Below are 20,099 nucleotides of genomic sequence, written 5' to 3' on the forward strand. Positions count from 1 at the left end.
AAGCTTACATGCTGCTATAAAGCGGGAAGATCCCCATCAGCAGCGCGGCAACCAGAATGCACATGCACACCAGAATCGCCCATTTCAGGGTGAAGCGCTGGTGGTCGCCGAACTCGATACCGGCCAGAGCCACCAGCAGGTAGGTCGAAGGCACCAGCGGGCTGAGCAGGTGGACCGGCTGACCGACGATCGAGGCGCGGGCCATTTCCACCGGGCTGATGCCGTAGTGGGCAGCGGCTTCGGACAGCACTGGCAGTACGCCGTAGTAGAACGCGTCGTTGGACATGAAGAAGGTGAACGGCATGCTCACCAGCGCGGTGATCACGGCGAGGTACGGGCCCAGCGCATCCGGGATCACGGCCAGCAGGCTTTTCGACATCGCGTCGACCATGCCGGTGCCGGACAGGATGCCGGTGAAGATCCCCGCGGCGAAGATCAGGCCGACCACCGCCAGTACGCTACCGGCGTGGGCCGATACGCGGTCCTTCTGGTCCTGCAGGTTCGGGTAGTTGATGATCATCGCGATACTGAACGCGATCATGAACAGGACCGGCAGCGGCAGCAGGCCCATGATCAGGGCGACCATCAGTGCCAGGGTCAGGGCGGCGTTGAACCAGATCAGCTTTGGACGGCGCGCGTCAGGGAATTGCGAGACGCTGATTTCGCTGTGGTCGACTTCATCACCCTGCAGGTGCAGTTCACCCAGTCGGGCACGTTCGCGTTTGCCGTAGAAGTAGGCAATCGCCAGGATCGCGATCACACCTGCCAGCATGGCCGGGATCATCGGTACAAAGATGTCGGAGGCATCGACGTGCAGGGCGCTGGCCGCACGAGCGGTCGGGCCGCCCCAAGGGGTCATGTTCATCACGCCGCCGGCGAGAATGATCAGGCCGGCCATGATGCGCGGGCTCATGCCCACGCGGCTGTACAGCGGCAGCATGGCGGCAACGCAGATCATGTAGGTGGTCGCGCCGTCACCGTCGAGGGACACCACCAGCGCCAGCACGGCGGTGCCGACCGAAATGCGCATCGGGTCGCCCTTGACCATTTTCAGGATCTTGCGCACGGCCGGGTCGAACAGGCCTGAGTCGATCATCAGCGCAAAGTACAGAATGGCGAACATCAGCATCACGCCGGTCGGCGCCAGCTTGGTGATACCTGCCAGCATCATCGGGCCGATCTGCGACGCGAAGCCACCGAACAGGGCGAAGATGATCGGAACCAGGATCAGGGCGATCAGCGCAGTCAGGCGCTTGCTCATGATCAGGTACATGAACGCAATAACCATGGCAAAGCCAAGGAAAGTCAGCATGGGAATACTCCAGACGTCATACGGCTACAGAACGTGAAATGAACGAGTCAGCTCAGCAGATCGGTACGTGGAGTGGGGGCGCAAGGAGAGTGTGGAGCGAGAAGTCAGCAAGCATCGGAATCACCATTATTGTTGTTAATTGGGCCTGAAACACCTTGGAGTCCGTTCCTGGCTAACCGGTCTTTTTGCCGGAAGTGAGCTGATGCTAATTGGCCAAGCTTTCACCGAGCTTTCATTCGGCAGTTGCCGGAATTTTATTGTCACAGGGATTATGGGCATGAACGGGAGAAGCACGGATGAGCGAGATACACTCGGGTGGCTGCCATTGCGGCGGGCTGCGTTATCAGTTCGATGCGCCGTTGCGGGACATCGCTCACTGTCATTGCTCCATCTGTCGACGCACCTCGGGTGCAACGGTCGTCACCTGGATAAGTGTGCCGCTGGCGTCGTTCACGTGGCTGACGGGCAGCCCCTGCGCTTATGACTCTGCACCCAGCTGCGTCCGCTATTTCTGCGGCAAGTGCGGCGCTCAGCTGGCGTTGTTCACGCGCAACAGCCCGGACGAGATCGACGTCACCATTGCGACGCTTGACCAACCTGAGCTGGCTGCGCCCTCTCGACACATCTGGATAGAGAACCGGCTTCCATGGCTACGCCTGGATGAGCACCTGCCGGGGGTTGAAGGCGAGCCTTTCTAAGGTTCGAGGGGAGAGTGCCAAGGCCGGAGCCTTCGGCACTATTCGTACGTTACATCCGCAGGTTACTTGCTGAACTGTGACGCCAGTTCGCGCAGAAGCACCTCGGCCTCGAGCACCTTTTTCACCGATTCGTTGGCCTTGTCGCGGGTCAGGCCCAGGCGTTCGAACAGTTCGTCCGGGATATCCTGTTCGGGACCGGAGCCGATACCGTTGGCTCGCAGCAGGCGCACCGCCAGATAGACCAGGTTGGCATAGACGTGATGCTCACCCTTGTAGTGCGGGTCGTGCTGGAAGCGCAGCGCGATGGCGAGCTCATCCGGCATGTCCCAGTAGCGCATCAGCCACGCACCGATCTGCTCGCGGCTGATGCCCAGCAGGTGCTGCTCGATAAAGCTGTGGTGCAAATGCGGGTTCACTTCCAGTTGGCGGCAAATCAGGGTGAAGTGCGGTGGAAACACGTGCGCCAGCAGCAGGTAACCGAAGTTGTGCAGCAAACCGGCGAGGTAGCTCAGGCCACCCTCCGGACGGCTGGCGCGCGGAATGGCGCGGGTCAGGCCTTCGATGACGGCAGCGGTGTAGATGGATTGCTGCCAGTACGGCGTGGTCTGTTGCGGCTGATCCTTGGGCAGGCTCAGGGTTTTACCCAATGCAAGGCCCAGCGCCAGATTGATCACCAGATCGAAGCCCAGTACACGGACGATTGCGTCTTCGACAGAGCGAATCTTGCCGGTCGACGCGTAATACGGCGAAGCGGCCCAGCTGACGACCTGAGCGGCCAGCGCAGGATCGGTTTCGACGACGCCGGTGATGTCATCGATGGTTGCGTCAGGGTCGACACGCAGTTTGATGATTTTCTGCGCAGTGCCGGCCAGCGGTGGAATCTCCAGAGTCGCTTCCAGGCGCTGCTGGATGCGGCGCGCCGTGAAGACATGCATGGCCTGGGTGATTTCTGCCGGATCGTCGTGAGGACGATCAAGATTGGGATGAATCTTCGCCAGCGGCTCGCCGAAGTTCGCCGCACTGGCCTTGTTCACCATGACTTTGAACGCATCATTGCTGATTTCCAGCAGCACGCCTGGCTCGCCCGAGCCCACCAGCAGCATGGGCTCGTCCAGCAGATGTTTGTCGTAAAGGCACGGTGAGCTAGTCAGTGCCGGGACCCCCGGCAGCACTCGCAGGTTGTGCTTGGTGAGCATGCGCTGCAAACGATCATGCGGCACAGCGGTCAGTTGGCGGCCGGTCAGCTCGGTGATGCGGGAGAGGTCGAGCAACTGGCTTTGCGGAAACAGGATAAGCAACGCACCGACAGCATCCTCGACCAGCACGGCCTGCACCTTGCGCGCTGGAGGGAGGTTCTTTTCGTCCACGACTTCGTTGTAGCTGATAGCCAATTTTTCAAGCAGCTGTCGGATTACCGGCGGCGCATGGTGCGGATCATTGACGTGGGCGACTTCTGTCATGAGCTATGTCCAAATTCCTACATTTTCTGAAGTATAACCACGTTATTCGATTTGGGTCGCACGCGGTTTATAAAGCGTAGCCTGCATCACACCTGGCCATACTGCTGGCCATGACGCAGCCATCTGTCGAGCAGGGGGCTGACATGTTGGGGCCAGCGCTCCAACAGGGCCTGAGCCGCGTCGCGTACGGCCGGCAGCAGGTCCGCGTCACGCATCAGGTCGGCGACCTTGAATTGCAGAAGGCCCGTTTGTCGGGTGCCGAGCATCTCACCGGGGCCACGCAGTTCGAGGTCTTTTTCGGCGATGACGAAACCATCGTTGGTTTCGCGCATGATGCCCAGTCGTTGCCGTCCGATCTGTGAAAGCGGCGGATGGTAGAGCAGCACACAATGACTCACCGCGCTGCCGCGCCCGACGCGGCCGCGTAGCTGGTGCAGCTGCGCCAAGCCGAGGCGCTCGGGGTTCTCGATGATCATCAGGCTGGAGTTCGGCACGTCGACACCGACTTCGATGACCGTCGTCGCCACCAGCAATTGCAGTGCACCTTGCTTGAACTCGGCCATGATCGCGGCTTTTTCTGCGGGCTTCATGCGCCCGTGAATCAGTCCGACGCGCACGTCACCCAACGCACTGCTCAATTCTTCGTACGTGGTTTCAGCGGCCTTGCAGGTCAGCTCTTCGGATTCTTCGATCAGCGTGCACACCCAATAGGCCTGGCGACCTTCTGCGCACGCGGCGCGCACCCGCTCAACGACTTCCAGGCGGCGGCTATCGGCAACCAGCACGGTATTGACTGGCGTCCGGCCCGGCGGCAGTTCGTCGAGGATCGAAGTGTCCAGATCGGCGTAGGCGCTCATGGCCAGCGTGCGCGGGATCGGTGTGGCAGTCATGATCAGCTGATGCGGGCACATCAGACCGCCAACCCCTTTTTTGCGCAGCGCCAGGCGTTGCTGCACGCCGAACCGGTGTTGCTCGTCGATGATCACCAGCGCCAGGTTCTTGAACTGCACTTCGTCCTGAAACAGCGCATGGGTGCCGACCACCATGGGTGTGCCACCGGCGATCTGCTCCAGAGACGCGACGCGCGCCTTGCCCTTGAGCTTGCCCGCCAGCCATGCAACGCCCACGCCCAAGGGCTCGAGCCAGCGCTGGAAGTTGATGTAGTGCTGCTCGGCGAGAATCTCGGTGGGCGCCATCAGCGCCACTTGATAACCTGCTTCCAGTGCTTGCAAGGCTGCCAGCGCGGCGACCACGGTCTTGCCCGACCCCACATCGCCCTGAATAAGCCGCAGCATCGGCTCGGGCTGACTCAGGTCATAGGCCACTTCCTTGCCGACACGCTGCTGCGCGCCGGTGGGGGCAAAGCCGAGGTTGGCGAGAAACTGTTTCGGCAGCTTTTTCGCAACGGGCAATGCCGGTGCGCGCTGTGAACGCAGGCTTTCACGCAGGCGCTGCTGGGAAAGCTGGTGAGTCAGCAGTTCTTCGAACGCCAGCCGGTGCTGCGCCCAGTGATGCCCGAGGGCGAGCTCCTCCACGTCGGCATCGGCGGGTGGGTGATGCAGGTAACGGATCGCATCGTCCAGCGGCGCCAGCTGATAATCGCGGGCCAGCTCGTCAGGCAGCCAGTCCGGCAGACTTTTGGGGCCGAGCATCGCCAGGCTCTGCTGGCACAACTGGCGCAGACGCTGTTGGGTCAGGCCTTCGGTCGTCGGGTAGATCGGCGTGAGGGTCTGTTCGACAGGCGCGGGCTCATCACCGGTAATCGCCCGATATTCCGGGTGATAGATTTCCAGTCCGGAAGCACCGGGACGCGCTTCGCCGAAGCAACGCAGGTGCGTGCCACGCTTCATGCTTTCTTTCTGGGCGTTGCTGAAGTGGTAGAAGCGCAGGCTGACGACCCCGGTGCCGTCGCCCAGCCGTACCAGCAGACTGCGACGCTTGCCCATCACCACATCGGCACCGCTGACCACGCCTTCGATGACGGCATCCTGACCAGGACGCAACGCACCGATCGGTACGATGCGCGTGCGGTCCTGATAACGCAGCGGCAGATGGAACAGCACGTCCTGCAGGGTTTCCAGCCCGACCTTGGCCAGCTTTTCTGCCATCGCTTCGCCGACACCCTTGAGCGCCGTGACCGAGACCCTGGAAAGCTCGCTCATTTCTGTTCTGCCTAGCTAGCGACTGTTTTCGGACGTGCCACCGAGCACAGGCGTGCAGAGTCAGCGAGGATTTCGATGGCTTTGGGCCTCGGGAAGCTTGCACGCCAGGCGATGGCGACCGTGCGGAAAGGCACGGGCGGCGTCAGTGGGCGCACTTCGATCACGCCGGGCGCGTAGTGATGGCTGTCGACTGCCGACAGCGGCAGGATCGAAATGCCCAGCCCGGAGGCGACCATGTGCCGAATGGTTTCCAGCGAGCTGGACTCTACTGTCGTGTGCTTGGCACCTTCGTTGCCTTTGCCCAGCGTCGGGCAGGCCTCCAGAACCTGATCACGGAAGCAGTGACCTTCGCCCAGCAATAGCAGGCTCTTGTCGTTGAGCGCCGAGGCATCGATGGTCTCTTTCTGAGTCCAGGGATGGTCGGCCGGCATCAGGACAGAGAACGGTTCGTCGTAAAGCGGCAGGGTCAGTACGTCGGCTTCGTTGAACGGCAAGGCAATGATGACGGCATCCAGCTCACCGTTACGCAGCTTGTCGCGCAGCACATGCGTGAAGTTTTCCTCGATGTACAACGGCATCTGCGGGGCGACCCGGTGCAGTTGCGGGATCAGGTGAGGAAACAGGTAGGGACCGACGGTGTAGATCGCGCCGACTTTCAGCGGGGCGGTCAGCTGGTTCTTGCCGGCTTGGGCCAGCTCGCGAATACCCTGGGCCTGCTCCAGCACTTTCTGCGCCTGCGCAACGATGCCTTCACCGACCGGTGTCAGGCGCACAGCGCTCTTGCTGCGCTCGAAAATGAGCACGCCGAGTTCGTCTTCGAGTTTTTTGACACCCACCGACAGCGTTGGCTGGCTGACATGGCAGCGTTCCGCCGCATGGCCAAAGTGCTGCTCCTGGGCGAGCGTAACGATGTAGCGCAATTCTGTAAGAGTCATAACGTGCGTCCATGAAGTTGCGACCCCAGCATAGCGGGTGCGATCGATAGACGCACGTTATCAGAAGTACTTATGGGTAACAAAAGTACAATTCAGCGTTTATCCAGCGAATAAACGAACGGTGCGAGGATTTCAATGGTGCCGTTGTTGAGAATTTCCTTCGGCGGCTTGGGCAAAGGCTGAGCGCGACGGATCATTTCCATGGTCGCTCGATCCAGCGAAGGGCTGCCTGAACTATTGGCAATCGAGTAGGAAAGCACGTTGCCGTCAGCGTCCACCACAAAGCGCAAGCGAGCGACACCCTGCATGCCACGACGGCGTGCATCCTCAGGGTACTTCTTGTACTTGCTCAGATGACCGAGCAAATCGCCCTGCCAGTTCGGCAATGCGTTGCTGGGTGGCGAAGGTGCAGGAGCAGGCTTGGGAGCCACCGGCTTTTCCGGTTGCGCCGTGGTCGGCGGTGTATCGACCGGCTTTTCGTCAGCAGGCTTCTCCTTGGGCGGCTCAGGCTTCTTCTGCGGCTTTGGCGGCTGCGGTTTGGGCTTGGGCTTCTCGACCTTCTTGGGCACCACGATTTCCGGCTTCGGCGCCTGCACGACTTCCGGCACCGGTGTCGGCTCCTCCGGTGCTGGCGGCGGGGGCGGCTGAACGACCTTCGGTGGTGGCGGCGGTGCGGGCTCTGGCAGAGGCGCAAGCTCGACCATCATGGCTGCCGGTGGCAGCTCGATCGCCTGAGAGGCGGGCCAGCGAACGGCAATGATGATTGCGATGGCGTGCACGGCCAGCACCAACAACAGACTACCGCTATAGCGCGTCAGTTTTTGGCGCGTACTGATCATTTCTTACCAGCCGTCTCGAGACCTACCAGACCGACCTTCAGGTAACCCGCACCCCGAAGCGTGTTCATGACCTCCATCAGATCGCCGTAATCCACGCCCTTGTCGGCCTGGAAGAAGATCGTGGTGTCTTTCTTGCCCTTGGTGCGGGCGTCCAGCACCTGACCGATCTGCTCGCGGGCAACCTTCTCTTCGCCCAGGTACAGGCTCTTGTCGGTTTTCACGCTGAGAAAGATCGGCTTCTCGGGTCTGGGCTGCGGTGTGGCGGTAGACGCCGGTAGATCAACCTTGATGTCTACGGTCGCCAGCGGCGCAGCCACCATGAAGATGATCAACAGCACCAGCATGACGTCGATGAACGGCGTCACGTTGATTTCATGGTTCTCGGCGAGATCGTCGCCGCCTTCATTAAGATGCAGGCCCACGTGTTAGCCCACCTTGACCATGTGCGGTTGTTGTTGATTGCGCTCGGACGGCTCAGGCAGATGATCCAGATCGCGGCTGACCAGCAGCAGAACGTGTGCCGAGGCATCGGACACCTGAGCCTTGTAACCGGCGATGGAGCGGGCGAAGACGTTGTAGATCACCACCGCAGGGATCGCGGCGACCAGGCCCAGGGCAGTGGCCAGAAGGGCTTCGGCGATGCCGGGGGCGACCACGGCGAGGTTGGTGGTCTGGGTCTTGGCGATGCCGATGAAGCTGTTCATGATGCCCCATACCGTACCGAACAGGCCCACGAACGGCGCAGTCGAACCGATGGTCGCCAGCACGCCGGTGCCCATGCTCATGTTGCGGCCACAGGCGGCGACCAGGCGCTCGAGACGGAAGCTGACACGCTCCTTGATCCCTTCACGCTCACGGCTGTTGGCCGAAAGGCGCATCTCCTCGAGGGCGTCATGCACCAGCAGGTGGGCGAGGGTGCCTTCCTTGCTGGCGGTGGCGCTCGCTTCAGTCAGGGAGCGGGCTTTTTTCAGATTAACGATTTCGCCGCGCAACCGGCGCTTGGCACCCAGCAGCTCGAAACCCTTGGAGATCCAGATGGTCCACGTAATGATCGAGGCAATGGCCAGACCGATCATGACCGCTTTGACCACGACGTCGGCATTCTGATACATGCCCCACGGCGACAGGTCATGCGCCATGCCCAGGCTGTTGTCTTCGGCGACAGGCTCCATGGCCTGCACCGGGGCTGCTGCGTCAGGTGCAGCAGGTGTCGTTGCCGCAGGTGCGCTTGAGGTCGCAGGGGCCGCGGTCGGAGCCGACTGATCCGCAAGTGCCATGGGGACGAACATCAGGCTCAAGACAAGGGCTGCGATACCGCGCCATGCACGAGGCAGGCGAGGCATCTGGGTAGGCGAAGCGATTGATTGAATGCGTTTCATGCTGGCCGGACCTGAGAGGAAAAAGGGGATGGTTCCAGTGCGTCGCTTGGTGCTGTCGGCGCTTACGGGGAACGAATGGGCCGCCATTATTGCAAATCGTTCTTGTTAACAAAAGTAATACAGTATCTTTTTTTACATATTCGCCCGAACGCTTGCCTGTCGATGAGCGTTTTTAACGATACTGACACTGCCTTTTCTGGAGATACCGAATGACTGCTCCCTCACTTCTGATCGCCGGCTGTGGCGACATTGGTTCGCGACTCGCTAACCGCCTGCTGCCTCACGGCTGGACCGTGCATGGGCTGCGGCGCACTGTTTCCGAGCTTCCTGCCGGTGTTCACGGTGTGGCGGGCGATCTGTTCGAGACGCCAAAACCTGCGCACTGGCCAGCTGCGGCACTGGATTATGTGGTGTATTGCGCGACCCCCTCGCAGCGTGACGAAGCGGGTTACCGGATGGCTTACGTCGAGGGGCTGCGTAACGTATTGAGCTGGCTCGAGCAGACCGGGCAGCGGCCAAAGCGCTTGATCTTTGTTTCAAGCAGCGGTGTTTATGGTCAGCAGAATGGTGAGTGGGTGGATGAAACCTCCGCCACCGAGCCCGGCAACTACACCGGCACGGTGATGCTGGAAGCCGAGCAGGTCGCGCTGAACAGCGGACTGCCGGCCACGGCGGTGAGATTGACCGGTATTTACGGCCCAGGCCGCAGTGACCTGTCGAATCGCGTTCGTCAGGGGCACAGCGTGAGGATCGATCCGCCGGTCTACGCCAATCGCATTCATGCCGACGATGCGGCCGGTCTGCTCGGGCACCTGCTGCTGGCGGATCAACGCGGCGTTGCGCTGGAGAGTTGTTATCTGGGCGTCGACGACGATCCGGCCGCGCTGGCCGATGTGGTGGCGTGGATACGTGAGTATCTGGGGGTGACCGAGTGGTCGGAGGAGGTCAGCGTGCAGCGCGTGGGCAGCAAGCGTTGCAGTAATGCCAGGGCGCGAGCATTGGGATGGGCGCCGATGTACCCGGATTATCGGGCGGGCTATGCGGCGTTGCTGGGCTAGAACGGTGGTTGATCAGGAGCGCCGTGAAGAGCGCTCCTGATACCTGAATCGCTTACTGCTGTTCGAGCAACCAGCGACGTGGGCCGGGACGCAGCTCGGGCATCTGGTCGGCGCCAGCGTTGTTCACCGCCTGGAATATCTCCAGCTGCTTGCCTTTGCGGGCGAAAATCCACGGGTTGCCTTTCTCGGCTTTCTCCAGCCACATGCTGTCGTATTCGCCGCTCATGGCTGCACAATCGCCTGCCAGGCAGAGCGCGTAACGATCGTTTTCCGGAAGCCCCTGCACACTGCCGTCAGGCATGAATTGCACGGTGCCGCCCTGGCCATCGCCCTCTACGACCGTCCATTTGCCGCCCATGTAGGCGCCATACAGCGCTTTCTCGAAGCTGCTGCCTGGCTGAGCGCCGTCCGGAGCCGGATCTTCGGGTTTCTGGAAGTGCTGTTCAGGGCCTGACTCGCTGGCCGCCTGGACCAGTTCGTCACCCTTGACGCTCAGGTCTTCGAAGAAGTTGCCGTAGAAATCGACATGCAGCTTGCCTTCGGCAGCGCTGACGATCTTGCCTTCGCCGAGCTCGAAGCCATTGGAGTAAATGGCCTGATTGGCCTTGGAGTTGATTTTCCACTCCAGGTTGGGGCCATTGGCGAGCAGGGCCTGGCGCAAGTTGCCTTGCTTGACGGCGGCGTCGATGGCGGTCTGGTTGATCCAGGTGCCGTCCGGATTGCGGTCGGCGTGGCTGGCGCAGCCGCCCATAATGACGGCGAGCAGCGAGATGGCGAGCGCGGAGCGCATAACGGATTCCTTCCTTCAGGGAGAACGGAGCGCAAGGCACGCTCCGTCGGGGATTTATTCGATGACGAGAATCGCGTCCATTTCAACCTGGGCGCCACGCGGCAATGCCGCAACGCCGATGGCCGCACGGGCCGGATAAGGCTGAGTGAAATAGGTGCTCATGAGCTCGTTGACCTTGGCGAAGTGGCCCAGGTCGGTCAGAAAGATGTTCAATTTGACGATGTCCTTGAACGATCCGCCCGCCGCTTCGGCAACCGACTTGAGGTTCTCGAAAACCTGAGTGATCTGGGCTTCGATGCCTTCAACCAGTTCCATGGTGCTCGGGTCCAGCGGGATCTGTCCAGACATGTAGACGGTATTGCCAGCTTTGATGGCCTGTGAGTAAGGGCCGATGGCCGCAGGGGCTTTATCGCTGGTGATGACAGTCTTGGTCATGAGAACTCCTGATAGTGGGATGGCCTACGCGCGCATCCGGGTGATGCGTGTGACACCGGTCAGGGCGCGCAGTTTCTTGATCACACGAGCCAGGTGCACGCGGTCGTGCACGCTGACCACCAGTTGGACCACGCTGATGCGACCATCGCGTTCGTCCATGCTGATTTTTTCGATATTGCCGTCCGCCGCGTTGACGCTGCTGGCCAGCAGCGCGATCAGACCGCGCTGATGCTCAAGTTCGACACGCAGCTCGACGTTGAATTCGCCAGTCACGTCCTTGGCCCAGGATAACTGGATGCATTTTTCCGGGTTGTGGCGGATTTCGCTGATGTTGCGGCAGTTGTCCAGGTGCACAACCATGCCCTTGCCTGCAGACAGGTGGCCGACAATCGGGTCGCCCGGGATCGGTGTGCAGCACTTGGCGTAGCTGAGCACCAGGCCTTCGGTGCCACGAATCGCCAGCGGACCTTCAGGGCTCGGCAACTGATCGCCTTCGCCCAGCAGGCGGCGGGCAACGACATAAGCCATGCGGTTACCCAGGCCAATGTCTTCGAGCAGGTCTTCCAGCACTTCGACACGGTATTCATTGAGCACCAGTTGAATGCGTTCCTGGCTGATCTTGTCGAGGCTGCATTCAAAGCCGTTGAGGACCTTGTTCAGCAGTCGCTCGCCCAGATTGATCGACTCGGAGCGGCGTTGCAGCTTGAGTGCGTGACGAATATGGGTGCGCGCCTTGCCGGTGACGACGAAGTTCAGCCAGGCCGGATTCGGACGTGCGCCGGGTGCGCTGACAATCTCGACCGTCGAGCCACTTTGCAGCGGTTCGGAAAGCGGTGCCAAGCGGCGGTTGATCCGGCAGGCAATGCAGCTGTTGCCGACATCGGTGTGTACCGCGTAGGCGAAATCCACTGCCGTAGAGCCTTTGGGCAGCTCCATGATCCGGCCTTTGGGGGTGAAAACGTAGACCTCGTCCGGGAACAGGTCGATCTTGACGCTTTCGATGAATTCCAGAGAGTTGCCGGCGCGCTGCTGCATTTCCAGTACGCCCTTGACCCACTGTCGGGCACGAGCGTGAGTGCCCTTGGGCTGCTCATCGTCACTGGACTTGTACAGCCAGTGCGCCGCGATGCCGTTGTTGGCCATTTCTTCCATTTCGCGGGTGCGAATCTGGATCTCGATAGGCACGCCATGCATCCCGAACAACGTCGTGTGCAGGGACTGATAGCCGTTGGCCTTGGGGATCGCGATGTAATCCTTGAATCGGCCGGGCAGCGGTTTGTACAAATTATGTACAGCGCCAAGCACGCGATAGCAGGTGTCGACCTTGTCGACGATGATGCGGAACGCGTAGACATCCATGATCTCGTTGAAGGCGCGACGCTTGCCGCGCATCTTCTTGTAGATGCCATACAGATGTTTCTGCCGCCCACTGACGTCGCCTTCGATGCCATCGACGGCCAGACAATGACTCAGGGACTCTTCGATCTTGTTGACCAGTTCCTTGCGATTGCCCCTGGCGCGCTTGACCGCCTGGTTGATTCGCGAGGAGCGCATCGGGTACATCGCCTTGAAGCCCAGGTCCTCGAATTCGATACGCACACTGTGCATGCCCAGCCGATTGGCGATGGGCGCATAGATTTCGAGGGTTTCCTTGGCGATGCGCCGACGCTTTTCGCCAGACAGGACTTCCAGCGTGCGCATGTTGTGCAGGCGGTCGGCGAGCTTGACCAGAATGACGCGAATGTCGCGCGCCATGGCCATGGCCATTTTCTGGAAGTTTTCCGCCTGGGCTTCGGCCTTGGTCTCGAAATTCATCTGGGTCAGCTTGCTGACCCCATCGACCAGTTCCGCGACGGTCTCGCCAAATTGGGCGCTGAGCGCTTCCTTGGCAATCCCGGTGTCTTCGATGACGTCATGCAGCATCGCAGCCATCAGGCTCTGATGGTCCATGTGCATGTCGGCAAGAATGTTCGCCACCGCAAGGGGATGGGTGACGTAGGCTTCACCGCTGCGACGGCGTTGGCCATCGTGGGCTTGTTCGGCGTAGAAATACGCTCGGCGGACCAGATTGACCTGGTCCTTGCCGAGGTAGGCCGACAGTCTGTCGGCGAGGGCGTCTATGCTCGGCAAGGCGCTACCCCTTGCCAATGGCTTTTACCCTGCGCCGTACTACGTCGACCTGGCATAGGCTTAGACGGCCTCGTTGGACTCGTCCTCGAACGCTGCGAACAATGGCTCATCTTCAACGATTTCAGCTTCTGCGATTACAGAGTAATCCATTACGCCAGCGGCGATTTCACGCAGGGCCATAACGGTAGGCTTGTCGTTTTCCCAGGCCAGCTTTGGTTCTTTGCCGCCGGTTGCCAGTTGACGGGCACGCTTGGTAGAGAGCATGACCAGCTCAAAGCGGTTATCCACGTGTTCTAGGCAGTCTTCAACGGTTACGCGGGCCATGGGTATTCCTCGTAGCAAATGCGGATGCGCGATGCCCGGATGGGCGAGCGGACTCGGTAGTTTACAAGCGGACAGCACCAGTCATCAAGCGGCATGCCACCAACGGCATGCTTTTAACCTGTTGCCTGATGGCTGGAAACGTTTCGATCAAGCCAGCAACTCCTGAAAAAGCTCGCTGTATTGCTCTTGCTGATGCTGTTGAGTGAGGCGATTGGCGCGGAAAATCGCCTTGAGGTCTTCCAGTGCGCCGGCGAAGTCATCATTGACCACGACGTACTCATACTCGTTGTAGTGGCTCATTTCGCTGACCGCTTCACGCATCCGGGCTTCGATGATCTCGTCGCTGTCCTGGCCGCGATTGGTCAGGCGCTGGCGCAAGGCCTGCTGAGTCGGCGGCAAAATGAAGATGGAGCGGGCCTGGGGCATCTGCGCACGAACCTGACGCGCACCCTGCCAGTCGATTTCCAGAATCAGGTCGTGGCCTTCGTCCAGCGTCTGCTGCAGGTGGCTCTGCGACGTGCCGTACAGGTTGCCGAAGACCTCGGCCTGCTCGAGAAAGTCGCCGTGCTCGATCATGCTCAGGAACGTGGCACGATCGACGAAGTTGTAGTTCACGCCGTCCACTTCACCGGGGCGCATGGCGCGTGTGGTGTGCGAGACAGAGACGCGAATCTTTGCCTGCGCGCCGTGCTGAGGCTCTTGCTGAGCGTCCATCAGCGCCTTGACCAGACTGGTCTTGCCCGCACCGGACGGAGCGGAAATGATGTACAGGGTGCCAGTGATATGGGTCATGTCAGGTTCAGCCTTACTCAATATTCTGCACTTGCTCACGCATCTGCTCGATCAACACTTTAAGGTTGACGGCGGCCTGCGTGCTGCGTGGGTCAAAGGCCTTGGAGCCCAGTGTATTAGCTTCGCGGTTAAGCTCTTGCATCAGGAAATCAAGGCGGCGTCCTGCCTGGCCGCCAGCCTTGAGTACGCGACGCACTTCGGTGACGTGTGTGCTGAGGCGGTCCAGTTCTTCGGCGACGTCGCTTTTCTGTGCCAGCAGGACCATTTCCTGCTCCAGACGCTGAGGGTCGAGTTCGGCTTTCATGTCGGCAAAGCGATCCAGCACCTTCTGACGCTGGGTTGCGAGCATCTGTGGCACCAGCGTGCGCAAGGTGGCGACTTCTTCGACGATGGAAGACAAGCGCTCGTCGAGCAGCCGCGCCAGGTCTGCACCTTCGCGCCCGCGGCCGCGTTTCAATTCGGTCAGCGCATCATTGAACAGCTTCAGGGCCTCGGTGTTCAACACCTGCGGATCGTTGGCATCGGCGACCAGCACGCCCGGCCATGCCAACACCTCGAGCGGGTTCAATGCAGCAGGCTGTTTGATCAAGCCGGCAACCGACTCGGCTGCGGCGATCAATTGGCCTGCGCGTTCAAGATCCACCTGCAGCGGCTTGCCGGCGGTTTCCTCGACAAAGCGCAGTGTGCACTCGACCTTGCCGCGCGACAGGCCCTGACGCAATGCTTCGCGAATCGCGCCTTCCAGATCGCGGAACGACTCCGGCAGGCGCAGGTGCGGCTCAAGATAGCGGTGGTTGACCGAGCGCAGTTCCCAGCTCAGTGTGCCCTGGGCACCGGCCCGCTCTACTCGGGCAAAGGCAGTCATACTGTGCACCATGGGAAATACCTCTTGGTTCGCTTTCAAAAGCGTGGTTCGGTTCATGAGCGCGCAGAAGTGGCGGTCATGGGCGTCGTGAAAGCCGGCTGGCTGTAGAGGCGCAGGATTGTAGCGCAGTGCGGCGCAGGCTCCCAATCCGACAGTGTGACAAGTGACGCAAGGCGTTGTTTTAACCGACATCTGCGCGTCGAAAGCCTTGGTCCAGGGCCTTCAATTGTTGCTGGATCGGCATTGGCGGCTTTTAGAGATGCCCAGCGGCAGCTGTGGCCTCTATAATGCCCAGCAGTTTTCCGTCTCAGTACAGGTATCCCAGATGAAACGTCCAAGTGGTCGCGCCGCCGATCAGCTCCGCTCGATCCGCATCACCCGCAACTACACCAAACACGCCGAGGGTTCTGTACTGGTCGAGTTTGGTGATACCAAGGTGATTTGCACCGTCAGCGTCGAAAACGGCGTACCACGCTTTCTCAAAGGGCAGGGCCAGGGTTGGCTGACCGCCGAATACGGCATGCTGCCACGCGCTACCGGCGAGCGTAATCAGCGCGAAGCCAGCCGCGGCAAGCAGGGTGGTCGCACACTCGAAATCCAGCGCCTGATCGGTCGTTCGCTGCGCGCTGCGCTGGACATGTCCAAGTTGGGCGACGTTACCCTGTACGTCGATTGCGATGTCATTCAGGCTGACGGTGGCACTCGTACGGCTTCTATTACCGGCGCGATGGTTGCTCTGGCGGATGCGCTGAAGGTGATCAAGAAGCGCGGCGGCCTGAAAGGCGGCGACCCGCTCAAGCAGATGATCGCGGCCGTTTCGGTCGGCATGTATCAGGGTGAGCCAGTGCTCGACCTGGACTACCTCGAAGACTCGGCTGCCGAAACCGACCTGAACGTGGTCATGACCAGTGCAGGCGGCTTCATTGAAGTACAGGGCACTGCCGAAGGCGCGCCATTCCAGCCTGAAGAGCTGAACGCGATGCTTGCGCTGGCGCAAAAAGGCATGACCGAGCTGTTTGAATTGCAGCGCGCCGCGTTGGCCGACTGATAGCCAGAAGGGGTCCGATAATGAGTGACAGCTTGCAACCGTTCAGCAAACCGCCGCAAAGCGCTCGCCAGTGGGCGATGTTCTGTCACTTGTCGGCGTTTGCCGGGCTGATGTTTCCGTTCGGCAATCTGCTGGGCCCGCTGATTATCTGGCAGTTGAAGAAAGATGCCGATCCGTTTATCGACGCGCAAGGCAAGGAAGCGCTGAACTTTCAGATCACGGTCGCCATTGCGGCCACCGTCAGCATGTTGCTGGTGCTGCTGATCATCGGCTTTGCGTTACTGACGCTGGTGGGGATCGGAGCCGCAGTGCTTGCGATCATTGCCGGGATAAAAGCCAATGACGGCGTCGATTATCGCTATCCGTTCACCTTGCGCCTGATCAAGTAGCATCACTTCAGGCAACGCAAAAAGCCGACTTGAAGTCGGCTTTTTCGTGTGCGCTGTTCGCTTGGCTATCAGATAGTCAGGGTCCAGTCGTAATCCACGATCAGCGGCGCGTGTTGCGAGAAGCGCGGCTGGCGTGGCAGACGGGCGCTGCGCACGAAGCGGCGCAGGCCTGGGGTCAGGATCTGATAATCGAAGCGCCAACCCAGATTCAGCATCTCGGCCTGCTCGTTGTCCGGCCACCAGCTGTACTGGTCACCTTCACGGCTGACTTCACGCAGGGCATCGACGTAGCCCATGGTGCCGACGATCTCGTCCATCCAGGCGCGCTCGGGCGCGAGAAAGCCCGGCGACTGCTGGCTGTCGCGCCAGTTTTTGATATCGAGCTTCTGCTGCGCCACATAGAGCGATCCGCAGTAGATGTATTCGCGACGCTTGCGGCGCTGCTTGTCCATGTACTTGCCGAAATCGTCCATGAGCTTGAATTTCTGATTCAGGTCTTCATCGCCATTCATCCCCGACGGAAAGAGCAGGGTAGCGATACTGACCTTGTCGAAATCTGCTTGCAGGTAGCGCCCGTAGCGGTCGGCTGTCTCGAAGCCGAGGCCGCTGATTACCGCCTTCGGCTGCAACCGCGAATACAGCGCCACACCACCTTGAGCGGGAACCTCGGCTTCGCAGGCATAGAGGAAGTAACCATCCAGCTGAAAGGCTGGATCGTCCAGTTCAAAGGTGGAGGCGCGGGTGTCCTGTAAGCAGATGACGTCGGCATTCTGAGCTTGCAGCCAGCTGAGCAAACCACGCTCGACCGCAGCCTGAATGCCATTTACGTTCACACTGATGATCCGCATAAATGGCCCCAAAAATCACGTGCGTGTATGATACCCGAGCTCTACCTAATTAGCTAAATCCGTGGTATTCGGAGCTTTTTTCATGCAAGCGTATCAACGCGATTTCATTCGTTTTGCCATCGATCGCGGTGTTCTGCGCTTCGGTGAGTTCACTCTCAAGTCCGGGCGCACCAGCCCGTACTTCTTCAATGCGGGTCTGTTCAACACCGGCTCCGCACTGGCACAGCTGGGGCGTTTCTACGCGGCAGCCGTGGTTGAAAGCGGTATTGCCTTCGACGTTCTTTTCGGTCCGGCCTACAAGGGCATTCCGCTCGCATCGGCCACTGCTGTGGCGCTGGCCGAGCATCATGACCGTGATCTGCCGTGGTGTTTCAACCGCAAGGAAGCCAAGGCGCACGGCGAAGGCGGCAGTCTGGTGGGTTCCCCGCTGACCGGTAACGTGCTGATCATCGACGACGTGATCACTGCGGGCACTGCGATCCGTGAGGTCATGCAGATCATCAAGGACCAGGACGCGACAGCTGCGGGCGTGCTGATCGCGCTCAATCGCCAGGAGCGTGGCAATGGCGAGCTGTCGGCAATTCAGGAAGTCGAACGTGACTTCGGGATTCCGGTGGTGAGTATCGTGTCGCTGAATCAGGTGCTCGAGTTCCTGGCCGACGATCCGCAACTCAAGCAGCATCTGCCTGCTGTCGAAGCCTATCGCGCGCAATTCGGAATCTGAGGACGTGCCTATGGCAGTCGGCGGCAGGTCTTGGCGATCGGTTTCAGGCGCGCTGAGCGGTTTTCGGGCCTTGCTGGCTGTGGTCATGCTTGCGCCCATACTCGCCCAAGCGGCCGACGCACCTGAGCCACGGCTTTATCGCTACGTCGACAGCCGCGGGGTGACGGTGATCGACACGCAAGGCGTGCCGCCCGACTACGTTGCCAAAGGCTATGAAGTGCTCAACAGTCGTGGTCGGGTGGTTCAGGTCGTACCGCCTGCGCCAACGGCCGAGCAGATTCGCCAGTCCGAGGCAGACAAACGCCAGGCCGCCGCCGATGCACAACTACTGAGCCTGTACAGCAGCGTCGCTGAAGTGGACCGCATGAAGGCCCGCAAACTGGCCGAGCTGGACGCGCTGGTTGGCGTTGCCCAGGGTAACATTCAGGGGCTGGCGGCGCAGCAGCGCAGTCTGCAAGGCCAGGCCGCCGACCTTGAGCGCGCAGGACGACCGGTCCAGCAGGCACTTGTCGATCAACTGAACGATTTGCGCGATCAGCAGCAGAAACTGCAAGCCGACATCGCCGGGTATCAGGCCGCACGCATAAAGGCCGAAGCAGACTTCGCCGTCGACCGCGCCCGCGTCCAGCGCCTGACTCAATGACCGGACGCAGAGCGTCCAGAGCGGCGTGCCCGCGCGGAGCACTCAATGTTATACATAAGCCTTGAAGAGCCCGGGAAACGTGACTTTCGGGCTTCTGCCCTAAGTGCGTGAGAGTGACCGGGCGGCGATCCGCATGCTCACGAATAGCAGGGTTCAGACGCCCCATTTTCAGGGGCTCTACTGGCCTCTTCGCGAGCAAGCTCGCTCCCAAGGCCAGCGGCCAGAATCAAGAGCAGACTTGTGTATAACGCTGAGCGCGGAGCATGGACACAATAGTGTTTCGATCATCAGCCAACAAAAAGGCCCCGTGAGGGTTAGCTCACGGGGCCTTTGGGTGTTGCGTCTGAATCAGTGCCGCTTGCGGTTGGTGATCTGAGTACCTACACCGCTGTCGGTGAAGATCTCCAGCAAGACCGCGTTGGGCACTCGACCGTCGATGATGTGCGAGCTGTTGACGCCGCCCTGAACCGCTTCCAGCGCGCAACGAATCTTCGGCAGCATGCCGCCGTAGATGGTGCCGTCGGCGATCAGGCCGTCGACCTGCTCGGTGGTCAGTCCGGTCAGGACTTCGCCCTGCTTGTTCATCAGGCCGGCGATGTTGGTCAGCAGAATCAGCTTCTCGGCCTTGAGGGCTTCGGCAACCTTGCCTGCGACCAGGTCGGCGTTGATGTTGTACGACTCGCCGTCCGGGCCCACGCCGATAGGCGCGATGACCGGAATGAAATCCCCTTTGACCAGCATGTTGAGCAGCCCGGTGTTGACCCCGACCACTTCACCGACCTGACCGATGTCGATGATTTCGGGCTTGGTCATTTCCGGCGTCTGGCGCGTGACGGTGAGCTTCTTCGCACGAATCAGCTCAGCGTCCTTGCCGGTCAGGCCGATCGCGCTGCCGCCGTGACGGTTGATCAGGTTGACGATGTCCTTGTTGACCTGGCCGCCCAGTACCATCTCCACGACATCCATGGTTTGCGCATCGGTAACCCGCATGCCGTCGATGAAGTGGCTCTCGATGGACAGACGCTTGAGCAGATCACCGATCTGCGGCCCGCCGCCGTGAACCACCACCGGGTTGATGCCCACCGCCTTCATCAACACGATGTCGCGCGCAAAGCCGGTTTTCAGCTCTTCGCTCTCCATGGCGTTGCCGCCGTACTTGATAACCAGCGTCTTGCCGACAAAGCGGCGAATGTAAGGCAGCGCTTCGGAAAGGACCTTGGCTACATTAGAGGCGGCATCGCGTTCAAGGGTCATTCAGGGCTCCAGTC

The 20,099-nt window shown here is 60.5% G+C and carries 21 protein-coding genes; 6 read left to right on the forward strand and 15 right to left on the reverse strand.

All coding sequences use genetic code 11. The annotated features are described in order from the left end of the window. Window positions 1-4: 4 nt before the first annotated feature. Window positions 5-1,312: a CitMHS family transporter gene (locus tag PI739_RS06765; RefSeq protein ID WP_003432156.1), complete on the reverse strand. Its 1,308-nt coding sequence runs from the start codon at window positions 1,310-1,312 to the stop codon at window positions 5-7. Between the two features lie 296 nt (window positions 1,313-1,608). Here PI739_RS06765 and PI739_RS06770 point away from each other — a divergent pair, with 296 nt between their 5' ends. Beyond that, window positions 1,609-2,010, forward strand: coding sequence for a GFA family protein (locus PI739_RS06770; RefSeq protein WP_054081206.1), 402 nt, complete (start codon window positions 1,609-1,611; stop codon window positions 2,008-2,010). A 62-nt stretch (window positions 2,011-2,072) separates the two neighbouring features. Here the strand turns inward: PI739_RS06770 and PI739_RS06775 are convergent, their stop codons facing one another. From PI739_RS06775 to exbB, 6 genes are all read right to left on the reverse strand, one after another. Further along, window positions 2,073-3,470, reverse strand: a complete 1,398-nt coding sequence (locus tag PI739_RS06775; protein WP_054081207.1) for an aminoacyl-tRNA deacylase and HDOD domain-containing protein — start codon at window positions 3,468-3,470, stop codon at window positions 2,073-2,075. 86 nt (window positions 3,471-3,556) lie between these two features. Further along, window positions 3,557-5,632: an ATP-dependent DNA helicase RecG gene (gene recG, locus PI739_RS06780; RefSeq protein WP_003367498.1), complete on the reverse strand. Its 2,076-nt coding sequence runs from the start codon at window positions 5,630-5,632 to the stop codon at window positions 3,557-3,559. 11 nt (window positions 5,633-5,643) lie between these two features. Then, window positions 5,644-6,567 (reverse strand): hydrogen peroxide-inducible genes activator, encoded by a 924-nt coding sequence (locus tag PI739_RS06785; protein ID WP_002551493.1) that lies wholly within the window; start codon window positions 6,565-6,567, stop codon window positions 5,644-5,646. A 92-nt stretch (window positions 6,568-6,659) separates the two neighbouring features. Further along, a complete protein-coding gene (locus tag PI739_RS06790) occupies window positions 6,660-7,406 on the reverse strand; it encodes an energy transducer TonB (protein ID WP_054081208.1) in 747 nt (248 codons plus the stop codon). After that, a complete protein-coding gene (gene exbD, locus PI739_RS06795) occupies window positions 7,403-7,828 on the reverse strand; it encodes a TonB system transport protein ExbD (protein WP_002551495.1) in 426 nt (141 codons plus the stop codon). The genes PI739_RS06790 and exbD overlap by 4 nt, the downstream gene beginning before the upstream one ends. A 3-nt stretch (window positions 7,829-7,831) precedes the next feature. Then, on the reverse strand, window positions 7,832-8,785 hold the full coding sequence (exbB, locus tag PI739_RS06800) for a tonB-system energizer ExbB (RefSeq protein WP_096121094.1): 954 nt from the start codon (window positions 8,783-8,785) through the stop codon (window positions 7,832-7,834). Window positions 8,786-8,994: 209 nt separating this feature from the next. Here exbB and PI739_RS06805 point away from each other — a divergent pair, with 209 nt between their 5' ends. Beyond that, a complete protein-coding gene (locus PI739_RS06805; protein WP_054081210.1) occupies window positions 8,995-9,843 on the forward strand; it encodes an NAD-dependent epimerase/dehydratase family protein in 849 nt (282 codons plus the stop codon). A 52-nt stretch (window positions 9,844-9,895) separates the two neighbouring features. Here the strand turns inward: PI739_RS06805 and PI739_RS06810 are convergent, their stop codons facing one another. From PI739_RS06810 to PI739_RS06835, 6 genes are all read right to left on the reverse strand, one after another. Continuing rightward, entirely contained in the window at window positions 9,896-10,633 is a 738-nt protein-coding gene (locus PI739_RS06810) for a hypothetical protein (RefSeq protein ID WP_054081211.1), read from the reverse strand. A 54-nt stretch (window positions 10,634-10,687) separates the two neighbouring features. After that, window positions 10,688-11,068 carry a RidA family protein gene (locus PI739_RS06815; protein WP_003367486.1) on the reverse strand — a complete coding sequence of 127 codons (381 nt, stop codon included), beginning with the start codon at window positions 11,066-11,068 and terminating at the stop codon, window positions 10,688-10,690. A gap of 24 nt (window positions 11,069-11,092) precedes the next feature. Next, window positions 11,093-13,198: a bifunctional GTP diphosphokinase/guanosine-3',5'-bis pyrophosphate 3'-pyrophosphohydrolase gene (gene spoT, locus PI739_RS06820; RefSeq protein WP_003367484.1), complete on the reverse strand. Its 2,106-nt coding sequence runs from the start codon at window positions 13,196-13,198 to the stop codon at window positions 11,093-11,095. Between the two features lie 60 nt (window positions 13,199-13,258). After that, window positions 13,259-13,522, reverse strand: coding sequence for a DNA-directed RNA polymerase subunit omega (gene rpoZ / locus PI739_RS06825; RefSeq protein WP_003320174.1), 264 nt, complete (start codon window positions 13,520-13,522; stop codon window positions 13,259-13,261). Between the two features lie 147 nt (window positions 13,523-13,669). Further along, window positions 13,670-14,314 (reverse strand): guanylate kinase, encoded by a 645-nt coding sequence (gmk, locus tag PI739_RS06830; protein WP_003344442.1) that lies wholly within the window; start codon window positions 14,312-14,314, stop codon window positions 13,670-13,672. A 13-nt stretch (window positions 14,315-14,327) separates the two neighbouring features. Further along, window positions 14,328-15,191, reverse strand: coding sequence for a YicC/YloC family endoribonuclease (locus PI739_RS06835; protein ID WP_003432173.1), 864 nt, complete (start codon window positions 15,189-15,191; stop codon window positions 14,328-14,330). A 313-nt stretch (window positions 15,192-15,504) separates the two neighbouring features. Between PI739_RS06835 and rph the strand changes: the two genes are divergently transcribed. Together rph and PI739_RS06845 are read left to right on the forward strand one after the other, a co-directional pair. Next, window positions 15,505-16,227, forward strand: a complete 723-nt coding sequence (rph, locus tag PI739_RS06840) for a ribonuclease PH (protein WP_003313989.1) — start codon at window positions 15,505-15,507, stop codon at window positions 16,225-16,227. A 20-nt stretch (window positions 16,228-16,247) separates the two neighbouring features. Beyond that, window positions 16,248-16,616 carry a DUF4870 domain-containing protein gene (locus tag PI739_RS06845; RefSeq protein ID WP_003367477.1) on the forward strand — a complete coding sequence of 123 codons (369 nt, stop codon included), beginning with the start codon at window positions 16,248-16,250 and terminating at the stop codon, window positions 16,614-16,616. A 68-nt stretch (window positions 16,617-16,684) separates the two neighbouring features. Here the strand turns inward: PI739_RS06845 and PI739_RS06850 are convergent, their stop codons facing one another. Further along, window positions 16,685-17,464, reverse strand: coding sequence for a catabolite repression control protein Crc (locus PI739_RS06850; protein ID WP_002551505.1), 780 nt, complete (start codon window positions 17,462-17,464; stop codon window positions 16,685-16,687). An 82-nt stretch (window positions 17,465-17,546) separates the two neighbouring features. Between PI739_RS06850 and pyrE the strand changes: the two genes are divergently transcribed. Together pyrE and PI739_RS06860 are read left to right on the forward strand one after the other, a co-directional pair. After that, window positions 17,547-18,188, forward strand: a complete 642-nt coding sequence (gene pyrE / locus PI739_RS06855) for an orotate phosphoribosyltransferase (RefSeq protein ID WP_002551506.1) — start codon at window positions 17,547-17,549, stop codon at window positions 18,186-18,188. A 10-nt stretch (window positions 18,189-18,198) separates the two neighbouring features. After that, window positions 18,199-18,831, forward strand: a complete 633-nt coding sequence (locus PI739_RS06860) for a hypothetical protein (RefSeq protein WP_054081212.1) — start codon at window positions 18,199-18,201, stop codon at window positions 18,829-18,831. 348 nt (window positions 18,832-19,179) lie between these two features. Here the strand turns inward: PI739_RS06860 and argB are convergent, their stop codons facing one another. Further along, window positions 19,180-20,085 (reverse strand): acetylglutamate kinase, encoded by a 906-nt coding sequence (gene argB / locus PI739_RS06865; protein ID WP_002551508.1) that lies wholly within the window; start codon window positions 20,083-20,085, stop codon window positions 19,180-19,182. Window positions 20,086-20,099: the final 14 nt, after the last annotated feature.

The organism is Pseudomonas cerasi (assembly GCF_027983475.1).
Taxonomy (GTDB): domain Bacteria; phylum Pseudomonadota; class Gammaproteobacteria; order Pseudomonadales; family Pseudomonadaceae; genus Aquipseudomonas; species Aquipseudomonas cerasi.

Coding starts and splice junctions, on each gene's coding strand:
- PI739_RS06765 (WP_003432156.1), bottom strand. CDS start 1,312: ATGCTGACTTTCCTTGGCTTTGCCATGGTTATTGCGTTCATGTACCTG.
- PI739_RS06770 (WP_054081206.1), top strand. CDS start 1,609: ATGAGCGAGATACACTCGGGTGGCTGCCATTGCGGCGGGCTGCGTTAT.
- PI739_RS06775 (WP_054081207.1), bottom strand. CDS start 3,470: ATGACAGAAGTCGCCCACGTCAATGATCCGCACCATGCGCCGCCGGTA.
- recG (WP_003367498.1), bottom strand. CDS start 5,632: ATGAGCGAGCTTTCCAGGGTCTCGGTCACGGCGCTCAAGGGTGTCGGC.
- PI739_RS06785 (WP_002551493.1), bottom strand. CDS start 6,567: ATGACTCTTACAGAATTGCGCTACATCGTTACGCTCGCCCAGGAGCAG.
- PI739_RS06790 (WP_054081208.1), bottom strand. CDS start 7,406: ATGATCAGTACGCGCCAAAAACTGACGCGCTATAGCGGTAGTCTGTTG.
- exbB (WP_096121094.1), bottom strand. CDS start 8,785: ATGAAACGCATTCAATCAATCGCTTCGCCTACCCAGATGCCTCGCCTG.
- PI739_RS06805 (WP_054081210.1), top strand. CDS start 8,995: ATGACTGCTCCCTCACTTCTGATCGCCGGCTGTGGCGACATTGGTTCG.
- PI739_RS06810 (WP_054081211.1), bottom strand. CDS start 10,633: ATGCGCTCCGCGCTCGCCATCTCGCTGCTCGCCGTCATTATGGGCGGC.
- PI739_RS06815 (WP_003367486.1), bottom strand. CDS start 11,068: ATGACCAAGACTGTCATCACCAGCGATAAAGCCCCTGCGGCCATCGGC.
- rpoZ (WP_003320174.1), bottom strand. CDS start 13,522: ATGGCCCGCGTAACCGTTGAAGACTGCCTAGAACACGTGGATAACCGC.
- gmk (WP_003344442.1), bottom strand. CDS start 14,314: ATGACCCATATCACTGGCACCCTGTACATCATTTCCGCTCCGTCCGGT.
- PI739_RS06835 (WP_003432173.1), bottom strand. CDS start 15,191: ATGGTGCACAGTATGACTGCCTTTGCCCGAGTAGAGCGGGCCGGTGCC.
- rph (WP_003313989.1), top strand. CDS start 15,505: ATGAAACGTCCAAGTGGTCGCGCCGCCGATCAGCTCCGCTCGATCCGC.
- PI739_RS06845 (WP_003367477.1), top strand. CDS start 16,248: ATGAGTGACAGCTTGCAACCGTTCAGCAAACCGCCGCAAAGCGCTCGC.
- PI739_RS06850 (WP_002551505.1), bottom strand. CDS start 17,464: ATGCGGATCATCAGTGTGAACGTAAATGGCATTCAGGCTGCGGTCGAG.
- pyrE (WP_002551506.1), top strand. CDS start 17,547: ATGCAAGCGTATCAACGCGATTTCATTCGTTTTGCCATCGATCGCGGT.
- PI739_RS06860 (WP_054081212.1), top strand. CDS start 18,199: ATGGCAGTCGGCGGCAGGTCTTGGCGATCGGTTTCAGGCGCGCTGAGC.
- argB (WP_002551508.1), bottom strand. CDS start 20,085: ATGACCCTTGAACGCGATGCCGCCTCTAATGTAGCCAAGGTCCTTTCC.